We start from the raw sequence: 15768 nt of genomic DNA, 5'->3' as shown, positions 1-15768 counted from the left end.
CCGTGGGCTGCCCGGGCGAGCGGATTACTCCCGCGGGAGTAGGCGCCTGCGTCCGTCGGCGGTCGCCAACGTGCCGCAGCGGCACGTCAGCGGGTGGCGACGGCCAGGCTGACGACGTAGCGCTCCTCGACCATCCGGTTCGGGAAGACCTCGGTCAGGAGGTCGCGTTCCTGGGCCATGAAGGTGTTCGTCGCTTCCTTGCCGAGGACCAGGAAGTCGGAGTAGCTGGCGAGGTTGGCAAGGTGCGTGTCGAGAGGAACGCTCCGGGTCCACGGGACGTGGCGGTGGACGAAACCGAGCTTGGGCGGCAGTCCGCGGAACCGCGCCGTGGGGTCGTGCGGGCTCTCTTCGCCGGCGTCGGCCCGGTCGGCAGGGTCGGCTGGGTCGGCACCGAAGAGTCGGCGCAAGCGCGCGTCCTGGTCCGCGATCCACGGAACGGTGCTGTCGGAGTCGTTCCACCAGAGGGCGAGAGCACCGCCGGGGCGCAGGACCCGGAGAACTTCCGGGACGGATTCGCGCGGGTCGGTCCAGTGCCAGGCTTGGGCATATGTGATGACGTCGATGGAGGCGGAGGCCAGCGGAAGGTTGTTGCCGTCTCCTCTCACAAGGGGGACTTCGGGCAGGCCGAGACGGAACTGGGCGGCCATCCCCGGGCCGGGCTCGACCGCGATGACGCGCGCACCGCGCGCCCGGAGCAGCGTCGTCGCCAGTCCGGTGCCGGCCCCGACGTCGGCGACGCGGGCACCCTTCAAGGGGAAGCCGGTGAGTTCCTCGACCGCGTCGAGCAGTTCGGACGGGTACGAGGGACGGTTCGCGGCGTAGTCGGCGGCGGCGGTGTCGAATGAGCGAGCCTGTGCGGTGATCGTCATACGAACATTGTCGGCAGCTGCGGGTTCTCGGCGCCTCACCTTTCCTCACGCATGTCCCTCCCGTCCTGGAGGGGGCTCCCCGGGGTCCCAAGGGGGTGGCATGGGAGGAACTTTCACCCGGGGAGCCACAGAGGGGTCGCCATCGGACGGCGACAGGTCCCCTCGGAAAGATCATCCAACCAACGTCGCCCGTACGGTAGGGACCAAATACCTGAAGCATCCGCGGGCCGAACGCGGCCGGCGGCCGAGCGGCTGGTCCCGGCCCGTGCTCCGGCCGGGCGGTTCAGTGGCGCAGCGCGTAGTGGATCAATCGGGAGCCGGCCTTGTCCGCGGCAAGTCCGAGGGCGGCCCCGATCGCCTCGTCCGAGAGCTCGTCGTCCTTGGCGTTGCAGGCGGCGTTTCTTGCCGCTCGTTTCGTGGTGCGTTCCAGGGCCGCCACAGCCCTGAGCGCGGCGAGCGGAGCATCCGTGGCCAGGTGGAGCAGTTGCTCCTGTACGCGGTCCAGGAGCGCGGCCAGCTCGACGGGCAGCGGCACCGTTCGGGACTCGACGTCCGCGATGTGCAAGGCCCAGTCGTCCTCGGGGCCGTCGATGACCGGCTCGTACAAGCTCACGACGTCGACGGCGGTCCAGTCGATCGAGTACGTCCTGGCACCCCGCCAGCCACAGGCGCACGCCGCGCGGGCCCGCTCCGCGTGCGGCCGGTTCAGGATCCCGCTGTACGCCCACCACTCACGCGTCTCATGAAAATTCGTGCCGCTCCCGGGATCCAGATACACCGGACCGGGCTCGCTCCCATCAGCCAGCACCGCCCCCGCCCAGCCCTCATGCGAAGACCCGAACTCCTCCGGCACCCACCCCATGACCCCTCCTGCTCCCAGGCCGGCTCGGTCGCCCTCGCACAGCCTCGCAACGCTCCCGGACACGACAGGCGCGGACGCGGTCACGCCCTCGCCCAGCATGCCCAACCACAACGGCGCCCGGGCAAAAACGGCAGAAAAGCGTCCACCGCGGGGGTTCGCCCGCCCGAAGTCACCCTGGGTGGCGGGTGGCGGGTGGCGGGTGATGGTCAGGCGCCCCCGTCGACACCCGGGCTTCCGGCCAGCCAGGCACCGATCCTGGGCAGTGCCTCGGGGCCGCTGTCGCTCTCCACCGACGAGGCGAGGTCGGCGATCGTGACGGCGGCCAGCGAGGCGCGCCACGCCGCGTCGGCCGCTTCCATCGCCCGGGCGATGGGGCATCGCTTCGTGCACTGCTCAGGCGGCGTCCCCAGGGGGCCGCGCTGACGGATCTCGGTGCAGACGAATGCGGGGCTCGCTCCGTCGACGGCCCGCACCACGTCCAGCAGGGTGATGTCCTCGGCCTTCTTGGCGAGGACGTATCCGCCGGTCTTGCCCTGGATCGAGTGCACCAGGGCCGCGCGGGACAGCGCCTGCATCTGCTTCGCCATGTAGCTCGGCGACACGTCGTGCAGCGCGGCCAGCCGGGCCGCCGGCACGGGATCGCCGGCCGCGGTCAGCACCACGCAGCAGTGCAGTGCCCACTCCACGCCACCCGACAGCTTCATTCCACCTCCATTTGACTCGGACACAGCCTATCCGAGTATCATCTCGGACATCATCTGTCCGAGTTTGCGGCAGGGGTGCTCGGCACACGAAGGAAGGCACACCATGAAGATCACCGTCATCGGCACCGGACTCATCGGATCCCAGCTCGCCACCGAGCTCACCGCACGTGGCCACGAGGTGACCGCCGCGTCGCTGTCGTCCGGCGTAGACCTGCTCACCGGAGCCGGCCTCGACAAGGCGCTCGCCGGCGCCGACGCAGTGGTCAACGTGACCAACTCCCCGACGTTCGACGAGCAGTCCATCGAGTTCTTCCGCACCACGGTGGGCAATCTGCTCGCGGCGGGTGAGCGGGCCGGCGTACGCCACCAGGTCGCTCTCTCCATCGTCGGCGTGGACCAGGTCGCCGAACTGGACTACTACCGCGCCAAGACGCTTCAGGAGGAGCTGCTGCGCGGCGGCCCGACGCCTTACTCGATCGTGCGCGCCACGCAGTTCTTCGAGTTCATGGAGCCGACCATGTCGTGGACCTCGGACGAGAGCGCGGTGCGGCTGCCCGCGACGCCTCTCCAGCCGATCGCCAGCGCCGACGTCGTCGAGGCCCTCGCGGACGTGGCCACCGGAACGCCGCTCGGCGGGATCCTCGACGTCGCGGGTCCCGACAAGTTCACGCTCGACGAGATCGGCCGCATGACGCTGGCCGCGCGAGGCGACCGCCGCACCGTCGTCATCGACGACCAGGCGGGCCTGTTCGCCGCCGTCCACGGAGACGTCCTCACCCCGGGCACCGGCGCCCGCCTGGCGACCACCCGCTACCAGGACTGGCTCAGCGGCTGACCGCCACGATGGCGACCGCCGCCGTCTCACAGCCGCGGATGATGTCGCCGCGGTTCAAGCCGTGAGCAGGCGGAGGCCGAGACCTGCCGCGTCGAGGTCGGCGAGTCCGCCGTTGCACTCGGCCCACCGCCCGGACAGGCCGCTCCAGCAACGGGCCACGCAGCCGGCGCAGCTGCGCGACCGCGTCGGAGGACGGGTCCCCGACCAGTTCCGCAACCTCCTTCAGCCCGAAGCCCAGCCGCCGGCCGGGTGGCAGGGGCCGGGGCCACTGCCGTGCGGCTACCGCAGAACCGGGCGGTTGGCGGCCTCGTACTCATCCGCGACGGTGAAGACGCCGGCGCATCTCGGACACTCGGCCCTGCCGAAAAGGTGGGAGATCCCCTCAGCGAGTGCGACGTGCCCATCGCGGACGGCCGTCTCGTGCATCCACCGGCCGACACCCGAAAGCCTCTCGATGGGCGTCGGCCGGAGGTCGCGTCGGTCCACGTCACCCAGGTTCCAGTCACGGATCGCCGAGTAACGGCCGTAGTCGCCGATCGCGATCGTCACCTGCGTGGCGCACTGAGGGCAGAGCACGTCGTAGAAGTCGTCCGTGAAGTCCCCGAGGGCGTTCGCCCAGTGGTACTGCTCCTCGACCGCGAGCAGGGCGCGGAAGGTCACCACATAGTCGGCCGGCCGGGACTCCAGATGCCGGTCCAGCAGGATGCCGAATTCGGCGATCGCTTCAGCGCTGTCGGCCAGCAGATCGTCACAGCCGTGGTGTCCTGCGGCGCGCTCCATGATTTCTCCGGCCAGGTGGCGGGCTTCCGTACTGTCCGGCGCGAGACGCATCAGGCGAGGCAGGGCGGCGATGCCGGCGGGCGACACCAGGTCGTTCTCCAGGATCAGCCGGCGTCCCAGCTCCGTCCACGCCTCGTCGTCGTCGTCCCGACGCTCCACACGATCCAGAAGCTCGGGAACTCGTTCCACGTCTGAGTGCCAGTCGTTCATCCCTGCCTGGTTCAATCCCACTCCAGCCCCCTCCTCGGCACGGGCGCATCACCCGTCGATCATGAACGGAGTTTAGGAGCCGCCTCTGACCGACCCGGCGACCACGGGCAGGGCCGCGCCGCCGCCGGGCGGGTGACGGTCGACGCCGATCCCATCTGGGCCGCAGGGGGCTCAGAACTTCGGGTGCGGGGACTGGGCCTCGCACAGCTCCGCGGCCTCTTCCTGTGTCTCGACGGAGGGAGGGGAACCGTCGAGTGGTTTGCGCGCGGTTTCCTTCATGCAGGCCACGGCGATGATGCCGACCAGCGCCGCCCCCATCGAGTAGTAGGCGGGCATCAGGTTCGAGCCGCTCCAGCTGATCAGGGCGGTGACCACCAGCGGGGTCGTCCCGCCGAAGAGGGAGGTCGACAGGTTGTAGCCGACCGACAGGGAGCCGTACCGGACCCGCGTCGGGAACAGGGCGGGCAGGGCGGCGGACATCGTCGCGAGCATGCAGACGAGCGACAGGCCCAGCACGAGCATGCCCAGCCCGACCGCGAGGACGCTGCCCTGCCGGATCAGGAGGAACGCGGGCAGGGAGAGCACGAAGAACCCCGTCATGCCCGTCATCAGTACGGGCTTGCGGCCGAAGCGGTCGGAGAGCGTGCCGACCCGGCTGATCACCAGCATCAGGAAGACCATCATGCCCAGCAGGACGAGCAGGCCGTGCGTCTCGCTGTAGCCCAGCTCGTCGGACAGGTAGGTCGGCAGGTACGACAGCACCAGGTAGACGTTGATGTTGTACGCGCCGACCAGGCAGACGCACAGGACCAGCGTCGGCCAGTGGTCGCGGAAGATCTTCGCGAGGTCGCCCTTGGTGGTGGTCTCCACGGCGTCCGCGGCCTCCGTGGCGAGCGCCTTGCCGCCCTCCAGTTTCTGGAAGGCGGGGGTCTCGTCCAGGCGCAGCCGCAGGTAGAGGCCGACCAGGCCCAGCGGCCCGGCGACGAGGAAGGGAATGCGCCAGCCCCAGGCCTCCATCTGGCCGTCGTCGAGCACGGCGTACAGCGTGGTGACGAGGCCGGCCGCGCCGACGTACCCGGCCAGGGTGCCGAACTCCAGGAAGCTGCCGAAGAACCCGCGGCGCTTGTCGGGCGCGTATTCCGCGATGAAGGTGGAGGCGCCGCCGTACTCACCGCCGGTCGAGAAGCCCTGGACCATGCGGAAGAGGATCAGCAGGGCGGGAGCCCACAGGCCGATCGTCTCGTGCGAGGGGATGAGCCCGATCGCGAACGTGCCCACCGCCATCATGATCATGGTGAGGGCCAGGACCCGTTTGCGGCCGAGGCGGTCGCCCATCGGGCCGAAGAACATCCCGCCCAGCGGCCGTACCAGGAAGGCCACGGCGAACGTGGCGAACGAGGACAGCAGTTGGGTGGTGTCGTTCCCGGACGGGAAGAAGACGTGTCCGAGGGTGACGGCCAGGTAGGAGTAGATGCCGAAGTCGAACCACTCCATGGCGTTGCCGAGCGAGGCCGCCTTGACGGCGCGCATGACCGTCGCCTGGTCCGTGACGGTGATGTCCGTCCTGCGCAGTCTGGGATTCCTGCGCTGCCTGATGGCGCGGAAGAGGATGGGATGGCGCTTCACCGCTTCGGGATCGGCCACCTGCGGGGGATTGGGGGCCACCATGGGCCGGTCCTTTCCTCGATGGGTGCTCCAGCCATCCCGTCTGCGCGATCATCGTGCTCGCAAACGGTCCGGGCGGCCGAATGCGATGTGGATCACAGCCTTCCGGATCCCGCGAGGTTCTCGGGCCTCCCCACCGACACCGCCCACTTGTGGAAACGGCCGGTGTACACGTCCGTACGGTTCTCCGGTGCGTTGCTGTTGGCTTCGGTGAGCACGGCCCGCACCCCCTTGCCGTCTGCGACGAGACCTTGGTAGTCGCCGAGGAAGTAGCCCCCGGCGAACGGCGCCTGGAGCCAGTCGAAGACCCGTGAGATCCGTCGTTCGGTCCGGAGCTCCGGGTCTCCGCGCGGCAGGGTGGCCAGCTGATAGGCGGTGGGCAGGGTGGTGGTGTCGCCCGGCTTGAGGAACCGCAGGTCGTAGTAAGTGAGCGCGACCGTGCCCCGCTCGTCGACCGCGATCGACGGGGAGAAGGCCGGCACGTTCTCAGGGCTGATCAGCTCGGGGTTACCCCAGGTGTGTCCGCCGTCGGTGGAGCGCACGAGCTGGACGGAGTCGAACCTGCCGCCGGAGAAGTCCGAGCCCTCGTAGGCCATGTACAGCGCGCCCGACGCGGGGTCGACGGCCGGGCTGGGCAAGGTGGCCGCGGCGCGCAGCAGTTTGGCGGGGTCGTTCGGGTCGACCTCCGGCACGGAGGTGTCGCGGGCCACGGTGGCCGGGCCGCTCCAGGTTTCTCCGGCGTCGGTGGAGGTGACCACCTCGTAGTGGGCTTCGGCGACGGCGCTCAGGTCGTCGGTGTAGGTGATCCGGTCGTAGAAGTCGTACAGGGTGCCGGTGCGCCGGTCGACGACGATCACATGGCCGATGGTCTGGGTGTTGGGCACGGCGCTGGTGTCGACGAACCGCCGGGCCTCGCTCCACGTGCGGCCGCCGTCGCGGGTGAGGGAGATGTAGCCGGGACCGTCGAGGGAACTGGGGCCGGGCGGGTCGTTGTCGAGGCGGTCCCAGACCTGGTAGGCGGTGCCTTCGCGGATCGGGTCGGCCGTGAGCGAGGGCTTGTCGTTGAAGAACGGCTGCTCGTCGACGTGGGTGGTGGTGAGGTTCCGCCAGGTGCGGCCGCCGTCGTGGGACGTGGCGGTCAGGAGGGCGCTGCGCGTGCTCTTGGTGAAGTCGACGCCTTCCCCGCTCGCGTAGACCGTGCCGTCCGGGCCGGTGCTCACCCAGGGGTCGGAGGCCCGCTCGTAGTCCGCGCCGCCAGGGGCGCACAGGCTGAACGGCAGGGCGCTCCGGTGGTAGGTGTGGCCGTCGGTGGTCCAGGAGGCCACCAGGCCGCGCGCGGCGCCGTCGTTCCACCGGTCCTGCTGGTACACGGTGACCACGCGTTTCGGGTCGCGCGGATCGACGGACAGGTACGGCTCGACCTCGGTGCCCGGGTAGACGACGCTCTCGGGGGACCTCGCGCCGATGGCGCAGCCCGCGTACGGGTCGCCGTCGGACACCTTGACCAGGGGTGTGCCGCCGGGGGTCCGGTCCGCGGCGGCGGGGCTCGCGCCGGTGACCGTGCCGAGCAGGAGCGCGGTGGTGGTGACGGCGGTCAGGGGCAGCAAGGCGCGCATGCGGGATCTCCTCCGGGCCGGCCGGCCGGGGTACGGGACCGCCTTCATCGGGGGCGGCCTGCGGCACGGAGGTGTCATGGAACGCGAGGGTGGAGCGACTCCGCTTGGTCCTTTTCGGCGTTGCGGCCGATGCCCTTGATGGGCCGAACGACGGAGTCGTCCCCGGGGTCGCCGGGGAGCACGGCGGAGCCGACCGGCGCCTTACGGTGCCGGTCGGCTCCTTGGTGTGCTGTTACGGGCCCGTACGGTCAATCGATCGCCGGCTTGGTCCCGTCGGGCAGCGCGCAGTAGTAGCCGGCGTAAGGCCGTGCGGCGATCTGTCCGCCGGCGGCCGTGCAGTCGTCTCTGGAGATGTTCGGAGACGAGGCGGCCGCGGCGCTGACAGCGCCGACAGCGCTCATGCCGGCCAGGGTTGCCGCGGCCAGGGCCAGGCCCAGGGTTCTTCGGATGCGCATGACTTCCTCCTCTCAGGCGCCTCGTTCGGCCTTCGGGAAGGGCAAGGAAGGACAAGTGCCAAGACGACGGCGCCCTCTTCTCCAGCATGGGCGCTCCGCGGGAGGCCCGCGACGCCGGGCTCGGCGCCGCGCGCGGTCCTCTAACGCGGTTCGTGGGCCGCTGACCGGCAGGCACCGGTCGCGGCGCCGCCCGCCACCCCGGCTTCGGTCAGCCCGGTGACACAGCTCTGCAGGTCTCCGACCACGCCACGGCCGCACGCTGCGGTGACGGAGTCGGAAGCGGTGGCACCGGCCAGTTCGGCCATCTGCGTGCAGGCGGGGATGTCCGCCCGGACCGTAGGGGCAGCGAGGACCCCGCCACCGAGGGCGAGGGTCAGGCCGGTGAGGGCACCGGCGATACGGGTTGACGTGCGCATGGGACGCACCTGCCTTCCGGGTTCGTCGCGTGGTCCTGGTTCCGAGGGGCCGGAACCGCGCGGTATGGCCGCCTGACGAGGCTCGGCGAGAGGGCCGCGGACCGGATGGGACGCACTCGGAGCTCCACTCGCGGGCCCCTCACTTCAGCGTCGCACCCTCTCCCCCACCCGTCCTGCGCACCCGGGGGCGGGCGACGCCGAGCACCTGCGATGGCGCACGGCTCGACATGACGTGCCACCCACCCCGGTGAGAAACTGGAAGGTGGCCCCAACCGACGCAATCCGTGAAAGGGGAACCACATGCGCATGCGACGAATCTTCGCCGCCGTCATCGCCACGCTGGCCCTCGCCGGACTCGGCCTCACCGGCGCCGCCACCGCTTCCGCCACCGCGCTACAGAGCACTCCATCCGTCGTCACTCCTTCCGAGTGCAAGCAGGGCGGCGGTACGCCCGCGATCAATGACGCGGGCAACCTCTGCAAGGGCGGCATGTACGACGGGGAGCAAGTCGACTAGCTCCTTCACCTCCTAGAGCGCCCCGCTGCCCGCGGGGCGCTTTCGCGTGGGCGCAGCACGTCGCGTGTCGCGCGTCGCGCACATAGCGCGTGGCAACGGACCGTGAGTTCGAAGGTGCGACATTCCGGCGAACCCTCAGCCTCCCACAACAGGCTGCTTGTTGCGTTCTTCTTCTTGGTTTTTGCGGATCCATGCCTCTCTATTGCATCCCCATGCTCACCTCCCTACGCTCTGCCGCGTCAAGGTCAGCGCTGATGCGACGCAGTCGGAGGAGATCCAGATGGGTGTCACGCGCCGTACGGTCCTGCGGGCCGCTACCGCCGCCGGGGCCACCGGAGTTGCCGGAGTCGTCGGAGCCTCCCGGATCGCGCTCGCCGAAGGCGCACGCGCGGCGAGCGCACCCGGCGACGTCGTCGGCAAGGTCACCGTGGGGTACCAGGGCTGGTTCGCGTGCGCCGGCGACGGTGCCCCGATCAATGGCTGGTGGCACTGGGCCCAGAACTGGGGCCAGTCACCGTCCACGTCCAACAAGGCCATCGTGGCGTGGCCCGATGTCCGCGACTATCCGACCACCTACCGCACCGCTTTCGGGAACTTGGGCAACGGACAGCCCGCTTCGCTGTTCTCCTCGTACGACCAGTCGACCGTCGACGTGCACTTCCGCTGGATGAAGGAGTACGGCATCGACGCCGCCGCGCTCCAGCGCTTCAACCCGACCGGCGGCGAGGGTCCGACCCGTGACGCGATGGCGGTGAAGGTGCGCGGCGCAGCCGAGTCCCAGGGCGTCAAGTTCTACGTGATGTACGACGTTTCCGACTGGACGTCCATGCAGACGGACATCAAGGCCGACTGGGTGAACAAGATGCGGGCCCACACCGGCTCGCCCGCGTACGCCCGGCAGAACGGCAAGCCCGTGGTGTGCCTCTGGGGCTTCGGCTTCAACGACAACCAGCGGCCGTTCACCCCGGACGCCTGTCTGGATGTCATCAACTGGTTCAAGCAGCAGGGCTGTTACGTGATCGGTGGGGTGCCGACCTGGTGGCGGACGGGAGGCGGGGACTCGCGTCCCGGCTTCTCCGGGGTCTACCACGCCTTCGACATGCTCTCGCCGTGGATGGTCGGCCGGATCGGCAACGTCGGGGACGCGGACAACTTCTACAACGTCGCGACCCTGCCCGACCTCGCCGAGTGCGCCGCACACGGCATCGACTACCAGCCGTGCGTCCTGCCCGGCGGGGTGACCGAACGGCAGCGCGCCCACGGTGACTTCATGTGGCGGCAGTTCTACAACATGGGCCGGGCCGGGGTCGCGAGTGCGTACATCTCCATGTTCGACGAGTACAACGAGGGCAACCAGATCGCCAAGACCGCCGAGTCCCCCCTGTGGGTGCCGGCCGGATCGGGCCTCGCGGCCCTCGACGAGGACGGGACCGCCTGCTCGTCCGACTACTACCTGCGGCTGACGGGCGACGGCGCCCGGATGCTGAAGGGGCAGATCCCCCTCACCGCCGTCCGCCCGACCCCGCCGGTCGTCGGCGGGGACACGGCCCCGCCGACGGCCCCCGGCAACCTGCGCGCGACCGCCGTGACCGATACCACCGTGACGCTCGCCTGGACGGCCTCCAGCGACGACATCGGCGTGACGGGCTACCGGATCCGCCGGATCACCGGCGCCGGGGCCACCCCGATCGGCGCGGCCCCGGGGAGCTCCACCACGTTCACGGTGACCGGACTCACCGCCTCGACCGCCTACACCTTCGACGTGCAGGCCCTCGACGCGGCGGGCTCCGTCTCCCAGCCGTCCGGACAGGTGACCCCGACCACCACGGCGGGCGGCTCCCCCACCGTCGATCTGGCCCTGAACCGGCCGACCGCCGAGAGCGGCCACACCCAGGTGTACGGATCGGGCAACGCCGTGGACGGCCAGGCGAACTCGTACTGGGAGAGCGCCAACAACGCCTTCCCCCAATGGCTCCAGGTGGACCTGGGCGACTCCGTGGGAGTGCGCCGCATCGTCCTCACCCTCCCTCCGGCCACCGCATGGGCCACCCGCACTCAGACCGTCGCCGTCCAGAGCAGCACGGACGGCGCCTCCTTCAGCCAAGTACTCGGCGCCTCGGCCCGTACGTTCGACCCGGCCACCGGGAACACCGCCACCCTGGCCCTGCCCGCCGGCACCGCGGCCCGCCACCTTCGGCTCGTCTTCACCTCCAACACGGGCTGGCCCGCCGGCCAGGTCGCCGAGTTCCGGGTGTACGGCGCCTGATCACCCGGGGGCCGGTAGCGTGGCAACCACCGGCAGGAGGAGGGGACATGACCCGACGCGAGAGCGCGGCCGAGGTGTTCGACGCGCTGGGTGGGCGCTACGACGAGCTGTTCGGCTCCGTGCCCGAGCAGTTGGAGGCCCTGGAATGGCTCGCGGGGCGGCTGCCCGCCGGAGCCCGGGTGCTGGACGTGGGCAGCGGAACCGGCAGGCCCACGGCGGAGGTGCTCGTCCGCGCCGGGCATGGCGTGACCGGGATCGACGTGTCGGCGGCCATGGTCGAGACGGCCCGCGCCCGGGTTCCGGGGGCGCGTTTCGAGCAGGCCGACGTACGCACCTACGTCCCCCCGGCCGCCGGCTTCGACGCCGTGTGCTCCTTCTTCCCGCTCCTGGTCATGGACCAGCCGGACATCGCGGCCGCCCTCGACCGGATGGCGTCCTGGATCGCGCCGGGCGGGTACCTCGTGCTGGCCACGGTCCCGGGAGACATCCGGGGACTGGACATCGAGTGGATGGGCCATCCGGTGACCGTCAGCAGCCTGTCCGCGGACCAGCACCTGCGACGGCTGACGGAAGCCGGCCTCGAAGTGCTCCACCACCACACGTCGTCCTTCGTACCCGTGGATCCCCTCGCGGGGCCCGAGGAGCACTTCTTCTGCTACGCGCAACGGCCCGCCTGACCCGCCCGGCTCCCGATCCTGCCGGTCGGGGCCGCAGACGTCGCTCAGCCCCCGTCCGTCGGCAGCCAGCAGCCGTGCAGCCCGAGCGGGACCCGGACCGGGATGCGGACGCGGGCCACCGGGCCGGAGGCCGGATCCTCGGCCGGGACCACCAGGAACCACGCGGACCCGTCGGTGCGGTCGGTGGCGAAGGTCAGCCAGTAGCCGTGCTCCTGCGAGTCCAGACCCGGCACCGGTGCGAAGACCGGCTCCCCGACGGACAGGTCCCCGGCATCCCAGACACGGGCGGTACCGGTCTCGGTGTCGTGGAAGCGCACGGCGTCGTACTCACCGGGCAGCAGGTCCGTCCGGCCGGTCCCGGTGGCCAGCGCGACGTGGCGGTGGCGTCGGCCGATGAGCCGGTCGTCGATGCGGGGGAACTCCACCCGGGCGTCGTCCAGCGGGGTCCGGGCCATGGTGCCCGCCACCGGGTCGATGCGCGCCCGTACGAGACCGCCGCTCGCGGGGGCCGCGCCGGGCTCCCGCTCTCCCCCGACGGTCAGCCGGCTCCACTGCACGTAGTCCAGGACCACCGGGGCCTCCGGGCCCGGTCCGTCGTCGTACGCGTTCACCGTGTGCCAGAGCCAGAACGCCTCGTCGTCGGCCCAGCGCGGTGGGCCGCCGTCGCGCGGGACGAGGACCACGCGGGTCCCGCGCTCCGGCCGCCAGGCGAGGAGCGGGCCGCCCGTCATGGCCGCGGCCAGGTCGAGGAAGGCGGGTGCGAGGACGATGACCGCGTAGCGGGCGGTGAGGGCCATGTCGTGGATCATCATCGGCTCGTCCACGCCGGCGATCGGCGTGGGCCCGCGCGTGACCGTGCCGTCACGGCCGATGACGGACCAGGTCAGGTACGGCGCTTCGAGGCCGTAGCAGAACACGACCATCTCCCCGGTGACCGGATCGGTCTTCGGGTGGGCCGTGATGCCCATCGGCAGGGCGCCGTCGAAGTCCTCCCGGCCGAGCGTCTCCAGACCGGCGCCGATCCCGAAGGGACACGCGGCCTCGGCGAGCGCCAGTATCCGGCCGCCGTGCCGGACGACGTTGACATCCGGCATGTCCCGGAAAGTGCCGGCGAGTTCGGGTCCGACCTGGTCGGCGTCCGGCATGATCATCGACTCCAGCCCGCCCCACAGGGCCCGGCCGACCCGTTCCTCAGCGCGCAGGGCGGGAGTGCGTACGAAGCGGTTGCGGTAGCGGGCGCGGCCCTGCGAGAGCCAGATCCCGTGCAGCATGCCGTCGCCGTCGATGGGGTACAGGTACGAGCCGATCGGGGTGAAGCGGGGATTGGGGCCGTTGCGCAGGTACAGCCCGTCCAGCGCGGGCGGGATCTCACCGGTCACCTCGAGGTCGCCGACGTCGACCTCCTCGCTCACCGGGGCGAACGAGCCCAGCAGGTGCGGAACCCGGGTGGGGTCGAAGCGCGGGGGCGTGTGCGTGTTCACGGGACCTCCCGGAGCATGCCGGATCCGGTCTTGCCGACAGTTCCCAGTGAAACGCGGTCGCCGGGCCCGTGCCAGCCGTCGGGTGTCCGCCGGGCCGGCCTCCCTCTGCCGGGGCGGGTGCACCCTGCGGATGCGCCGGCCTAGGTCGTCTCTTTCGGATCTTGTCGGTCGCGGGCCCGGCAAGATCCGAAAGGGACGGCCTAGGTGCGAGCCGCCCGAATGGGTGGATTAGCTCTGGAACTCTCCGCGGACCGGCACCGCACCCCGCACCGTTCAGGGATGTGGAGACCGCTCAGGGGGATGCGGTCGGGGCCGGAAGCGGGGGCGCCGGATGGGCGTGGGACGACCTGAGGGGCAGCGGCGGGCTACGTTGCGGGACCGGGCCGGCTATCGGTTCGACCGGACCCTGGCCCGCAGCACCGGGACCCTGATGGGCTGGCTGGTGATCACCTGCCTGGCCGTCGTCGTCCCGGTGAGCACCCTGCTCGTGTGGACGGACCCCGGGTCCCCGCGCTCGCTGTCGGGCCGGTTGACAGCCGCTTGGCGGACCAGTGCCGAGACGCTGCGGTTGGGATCCGTGACCGGAACACCGCTGCGCATGGTGCTCGCGGCCCTGCTCGGCCTGGTGGCCCTGCTGTGCGTGTCGACCCTGGTCGGGGTGATCACCACGGGTCTGGCCGACCGGATGGCCGAGCTGAGCCGGGGGCGGTCGACCGTCCTGGAGGAGGGCCACATCGTGGTGCTCGGCTGGTCGGACCAGGCGGGCACGGTGGTGAGCGAGCTGGCCGCCGCTCAGGCCCCCGGCCGGCCGAGGGCCATCGTGCTGCTCGCCGACCGGGACAAGACCGAGATGGAGCGGGCGCTCGCCGCGCGCATGAGCCCGGGCCGCGGACGACCGCGGGTGATCTGCCGGAGCGGGCCCGCGAGCGACCCCGGGGTGCTCACTCTGGTCAGCCCGCAGACGGCGAGCACGGTCCTGGTGCTGTCCTCGGACGAACCGGCCGCCGACGCGGAGGTCCTGCGGATCCTGCTGGCGCTGCGAGCGGTCCTCGGTACGGCCGCGGACGGGCCTCCGGTGCTGGCCGCGGTGCGCGAGGACAGGTACCACGCACCGGCGCGGATCGCCGCCGGCCCGCGCGGAACGGTCCTGCGGACCGACACCGTCACGGCCCGGCTGATCGCCCAGTGCGTGGGCCGCCCCGGCCTCTCCCTCGTCCTGCGGGACCTGCTCGACTTCGCCGGATCCGAGTTCCACGTCGTCGACGCGACCCCCTTCCACGGCCGCCCCTTCGGCGCCGCACTGCTGGGCTACGCGGACTCCTGCGTCATCGGGCTGCTCACCGCGGACGCCCGTACGGTGCTGAACCCGCCGGCCGGCACCCCTGTCGAACCGGGCAGCCACTTGATCGTCCTCGCCCGCGACGAGGACTCGGCGCGACCGGAGGACTGCGAGCACCTCGTCGATCCATCGGCGGTCAGTACGGCCGCGCCCCCGCCCGAGAAGGCCTCGCGGCTGCTCCTGCTCGGCTGGAACCGCCGGGCACCCCTCGTGGTCGGACAGCTCCGCCGGATGGCCCGGCCCGGTTCCGTGCTCGACGTGGTCACGGACCTCACCGTGCCCGGGCCCCGGGCGTCGGTCCCGACCCCGGCGACGGATCCGGGAGCTGGACCGGGACCGGGACCGGGATACGAGCCGGACCACGAGCCGGGGCGGGGTGCGCCGGCTCCGCCCCGTCTCGCCGTGCACTTCCGGTCCGCGCCCTTGTCCCACCCCGAGACCCTGCTGGGGCTCGACCTCTCCGGGTACGACGGACTGGTCGTCCTCGGCCCCGAACCGGGCGAGGGCCCCGACCGTCCCGACGACTGGACGCTCGTCACGCTGCTGGGACTGCGTCTTCTGGAAGAGAGCACCGCCCGGAAGCTGCGCGTGGTCACCGAGCTCACGGACGACCGCAACCGGCCCCTGGCGCCGGTCGATCCCGGCTCCGACGTCATCGTCAGCGGCAACCTGACCGGGCTGCTCATGGCGCAGATCACCCAGAACCGGCACCTCGCACCCGTGTTCGGCGAGCTGTTCTCCGCCGAGGGCAGCACGGTGCGCCTGTGCCCCGCGGGAACCTACGTACGCCCGGGCAGCGAGGCGAACTTCGCCACCGTCGTCGCGGCGGCCCGCGCACGGGGGGAATGCGCCATCGGGTACCGGCTGCACGAGCGGCGCACCCTGTCGCCGGACCACGGCCTCCTGCTGAACCCGCACAAGGCCGCACGCCACCGCTGGAGCCCCGAGGACGAGGTGATCGTGGTGTCGGCCGACCCCGCCGGGCTCGGCGATCCCGCGCCCGACCGGTCACGACCCGTCTCCGCCGGGTAGGAGCCGGGAGCCGGGCCTACACGGGACCGCGGACCCTTGCGCACG

The 15768-nt window shown here is 71.3% G+C and carries 14 protein-coding genes and 1 pseudogene; 5 read left to right on the top strand and 10 right to left on the bottom strand.

The window, feature by feature from the left end; translation table 11 throughout:
- Positions 1-86: 86 nt before the first annotated feature.
- From ACFYYB_RS34380 to ACFYYB_RS34370, 3 genes are all read right to left on the bottom strand, one after another.
- On the bottom strand, positions 87-869 hold the full coding sequence (locus tag ACFYYB_RS34380; RefSeq protein WP_389440747.1) for a class I SAM-dependent methyltransferase: 783 nt from the start codon (positions 867-869) through the stop codon (positions 87-89).
- A gap of 283 nt (positions 870-1152) precedes the next feature.
- A complete protein-coding gene (locus ACFYYB_RS34375) occupies positions 1153-1731 on the bottom strand; it encodes a hypothetical protein (RefSeq protein WP_389440745.1) in 579 nt (192 codons plus the stop codon).
- A gap of 206 nt (positions 1732-1937) precedes the next feature.
- On the bottom strand, positions 1938-2435 hold the full coding sequence (locus ACFYYB_RS34370) for an RrF2 family transcriptional regulator (protein ID WP_389440743.1): 498 nt from the start codon (positions 2433-2435) through the stop codon (positions 1938-1940).
- A 103-nt stretch (positions 2436-2538) separates the two neighbouring features.
- Here ACFYYB_RS34370 and ACFYYB_RS34365 point away from each other — a divergent pair, with 103 nt between their 5' ends.
- Positions 2539-3270 carry an SDR family oxidoreductase gene (locus ACFYYB_RS34365; protein WP_389440740.1) on the top strand — a complete coding sequence of 244 codons (732 nt, stop codon included), beginning with the start codon at positions 2539-2541 and terminating at the stop codon, positions 3268-3270.
- Between the two features lie 130 nt (positions 3271-3400).
- On the opposite strand, the pseudogene ACFYYB_RS34360 reads toward ACFYYB_RS34365, so the two are convergent.
- From ACFYYB_RS34360 to ACFYYB_RS34335, 6 genes and pseudogenes are all read right to left on the bottom strand, one after another.
- A pseudogene (locus ACFYYB_RS34360) lies at positions 3401-3514 on the bottom strand (MerR family transcriptional regulator); the annotation flags it as partial.
- A gap of 35 nt (positions 3515-3549) precedes the next feature.
- Positions 3550-4281: a hypothetical protein gene (locus ACFYYB_RS34355; protein ID WP_389440738.1), complete on the bottom strand. Its 732-nt coding sequence runs from the start codon at positions 4279-4281 to the stop codon at positions 3550-3552.
- Positions 4282-4431: 150 nt separating this feature from the next.
- Complete coding sequence (locus ACFYYB_RS34350) at positions 4432-5928, bottom strand: MFS transporter (RefSeq protein ID WP_389440736.1); 1497 nt, start codon at positions 5926-5928, stop codon at positions 4432-4434.
- A gap of 92 nt (positions 5929-6020) precedes the next feature.
- On the bottom strand, positions 6021-7541 hold the full coding sequence (locus ACFYYB_RS34345) for a sialidase family protein (RefSeq protein WP_389440734.1): 1521 nt from the start codon (positions 7539-7541) through the stop codon (positions 6021-6023).
- A gap of 248 nt (positions 7542-7789) precedes the next feature.
- A complete protein-coding gene (locus ACFYYB_RS34340; RefSeq protein ID WP_389440732.1) occupies positions 7790-7996 on the bottom strand; it encodes a hypothetical protein in 207 nt (68 codons plus the stop codon).
- A gap of 140 nt (positions 7997-8136) precedes the next feature.
- Entirely contained in the window at positions 8137-8412 is a 276-nt protein-coding gene (locus ACFYYB_RS34335; protein WP_389440730.1) for a hypothetical protein, read from the bottom strand.
- Positions 8413-8712: 300 nt separating this feature from the next.
- Here ACFYYB_RS34335 and ACFYYB_RS34330 point away from each other — a divergent pair, with 300 nt between their 5' ends.
- From ACFYYB_RS34330 to ACFYYB_RS34320, 3 genes are all read left to right on the top strand, one after another.
- Positions 8713-8928, top strand: a complete 216-nt coding sequence (locus ACFYYB_RS34330; RefSeq protein WP_389440728.1) for a hypothetical protein — start codon at positions 8713-8715, stop codon at positions 8926-8928.
- 280 nt (positions 8929-9208) lie between these two features.
- Positions 9209-11194, top strand: a complete 1986-nt coding sequence (locus ACFYYB_RS34325) for a discoidin domain-containing protein (protein WP_389440726.1) — start codon at positions 9209-9211, stop codon at positions 11192-11194.
- Between the two features lie 47 nt (positions 11195-11241).
- Entirely contained in the window at positions 11242-11871 is a 630-nt protein-coding gene (locus ACFYYB_RS34320) for a class I SAM-dependent methyltransferase (RefSeq protein ID WP_389440723.1), read from the top strand.
- Positions 11872-11915: 44 nt separating this feature from the next.
- Here the strand turns inward: ACFYYB_RS34320 and ACFYYB_RS34315 are convergent, their stop codons facing one another.
- The gene (locus tag ACFYYB_RS34315) at positions 11916-13352 is read right to left on the bottom strand and encodes a carotenoid oxygenase family protein (RefSeq protein ID WP_389440721.1); all 1437 of its coding nucleotides are present in this window, start codon (positions 13350-13352) and stop codon (positions 11916-11918) included.
- A 337-nt stretch (positions 13353-13689) separates the two neighbouring features.
- On the opposite strand from ACFYYB_RS34315, the gene ACFYYB_RS34310 reads away from it, so the two are divergent.
- Complete coding sequence (locus ACFYYB_RS34310; RefSeq protein ID WP_389440719.1) at positions 13690-15723, top strand: NAD-binding lipoprotein; 2034 nt, start codon at positions 13690-13692, stop codon at positions 15721-15723.
- Positions 15724-15768 lie beyond the last annotated feature (45 nt).

The organism is Streptomyces sp. NPDC002886, assembly GCF_042888445.1.
Lineage (GTDB): Bacteria > Actinomycetota > Actinomycetes > Streptomycetales > Streptomycetaceae > Streptomyces.
The sequence above is the reverse complement of the archived record's forward strand: the minus strand, read 5'-3'. Positions and strand labels throughout refer to the sequence as shown.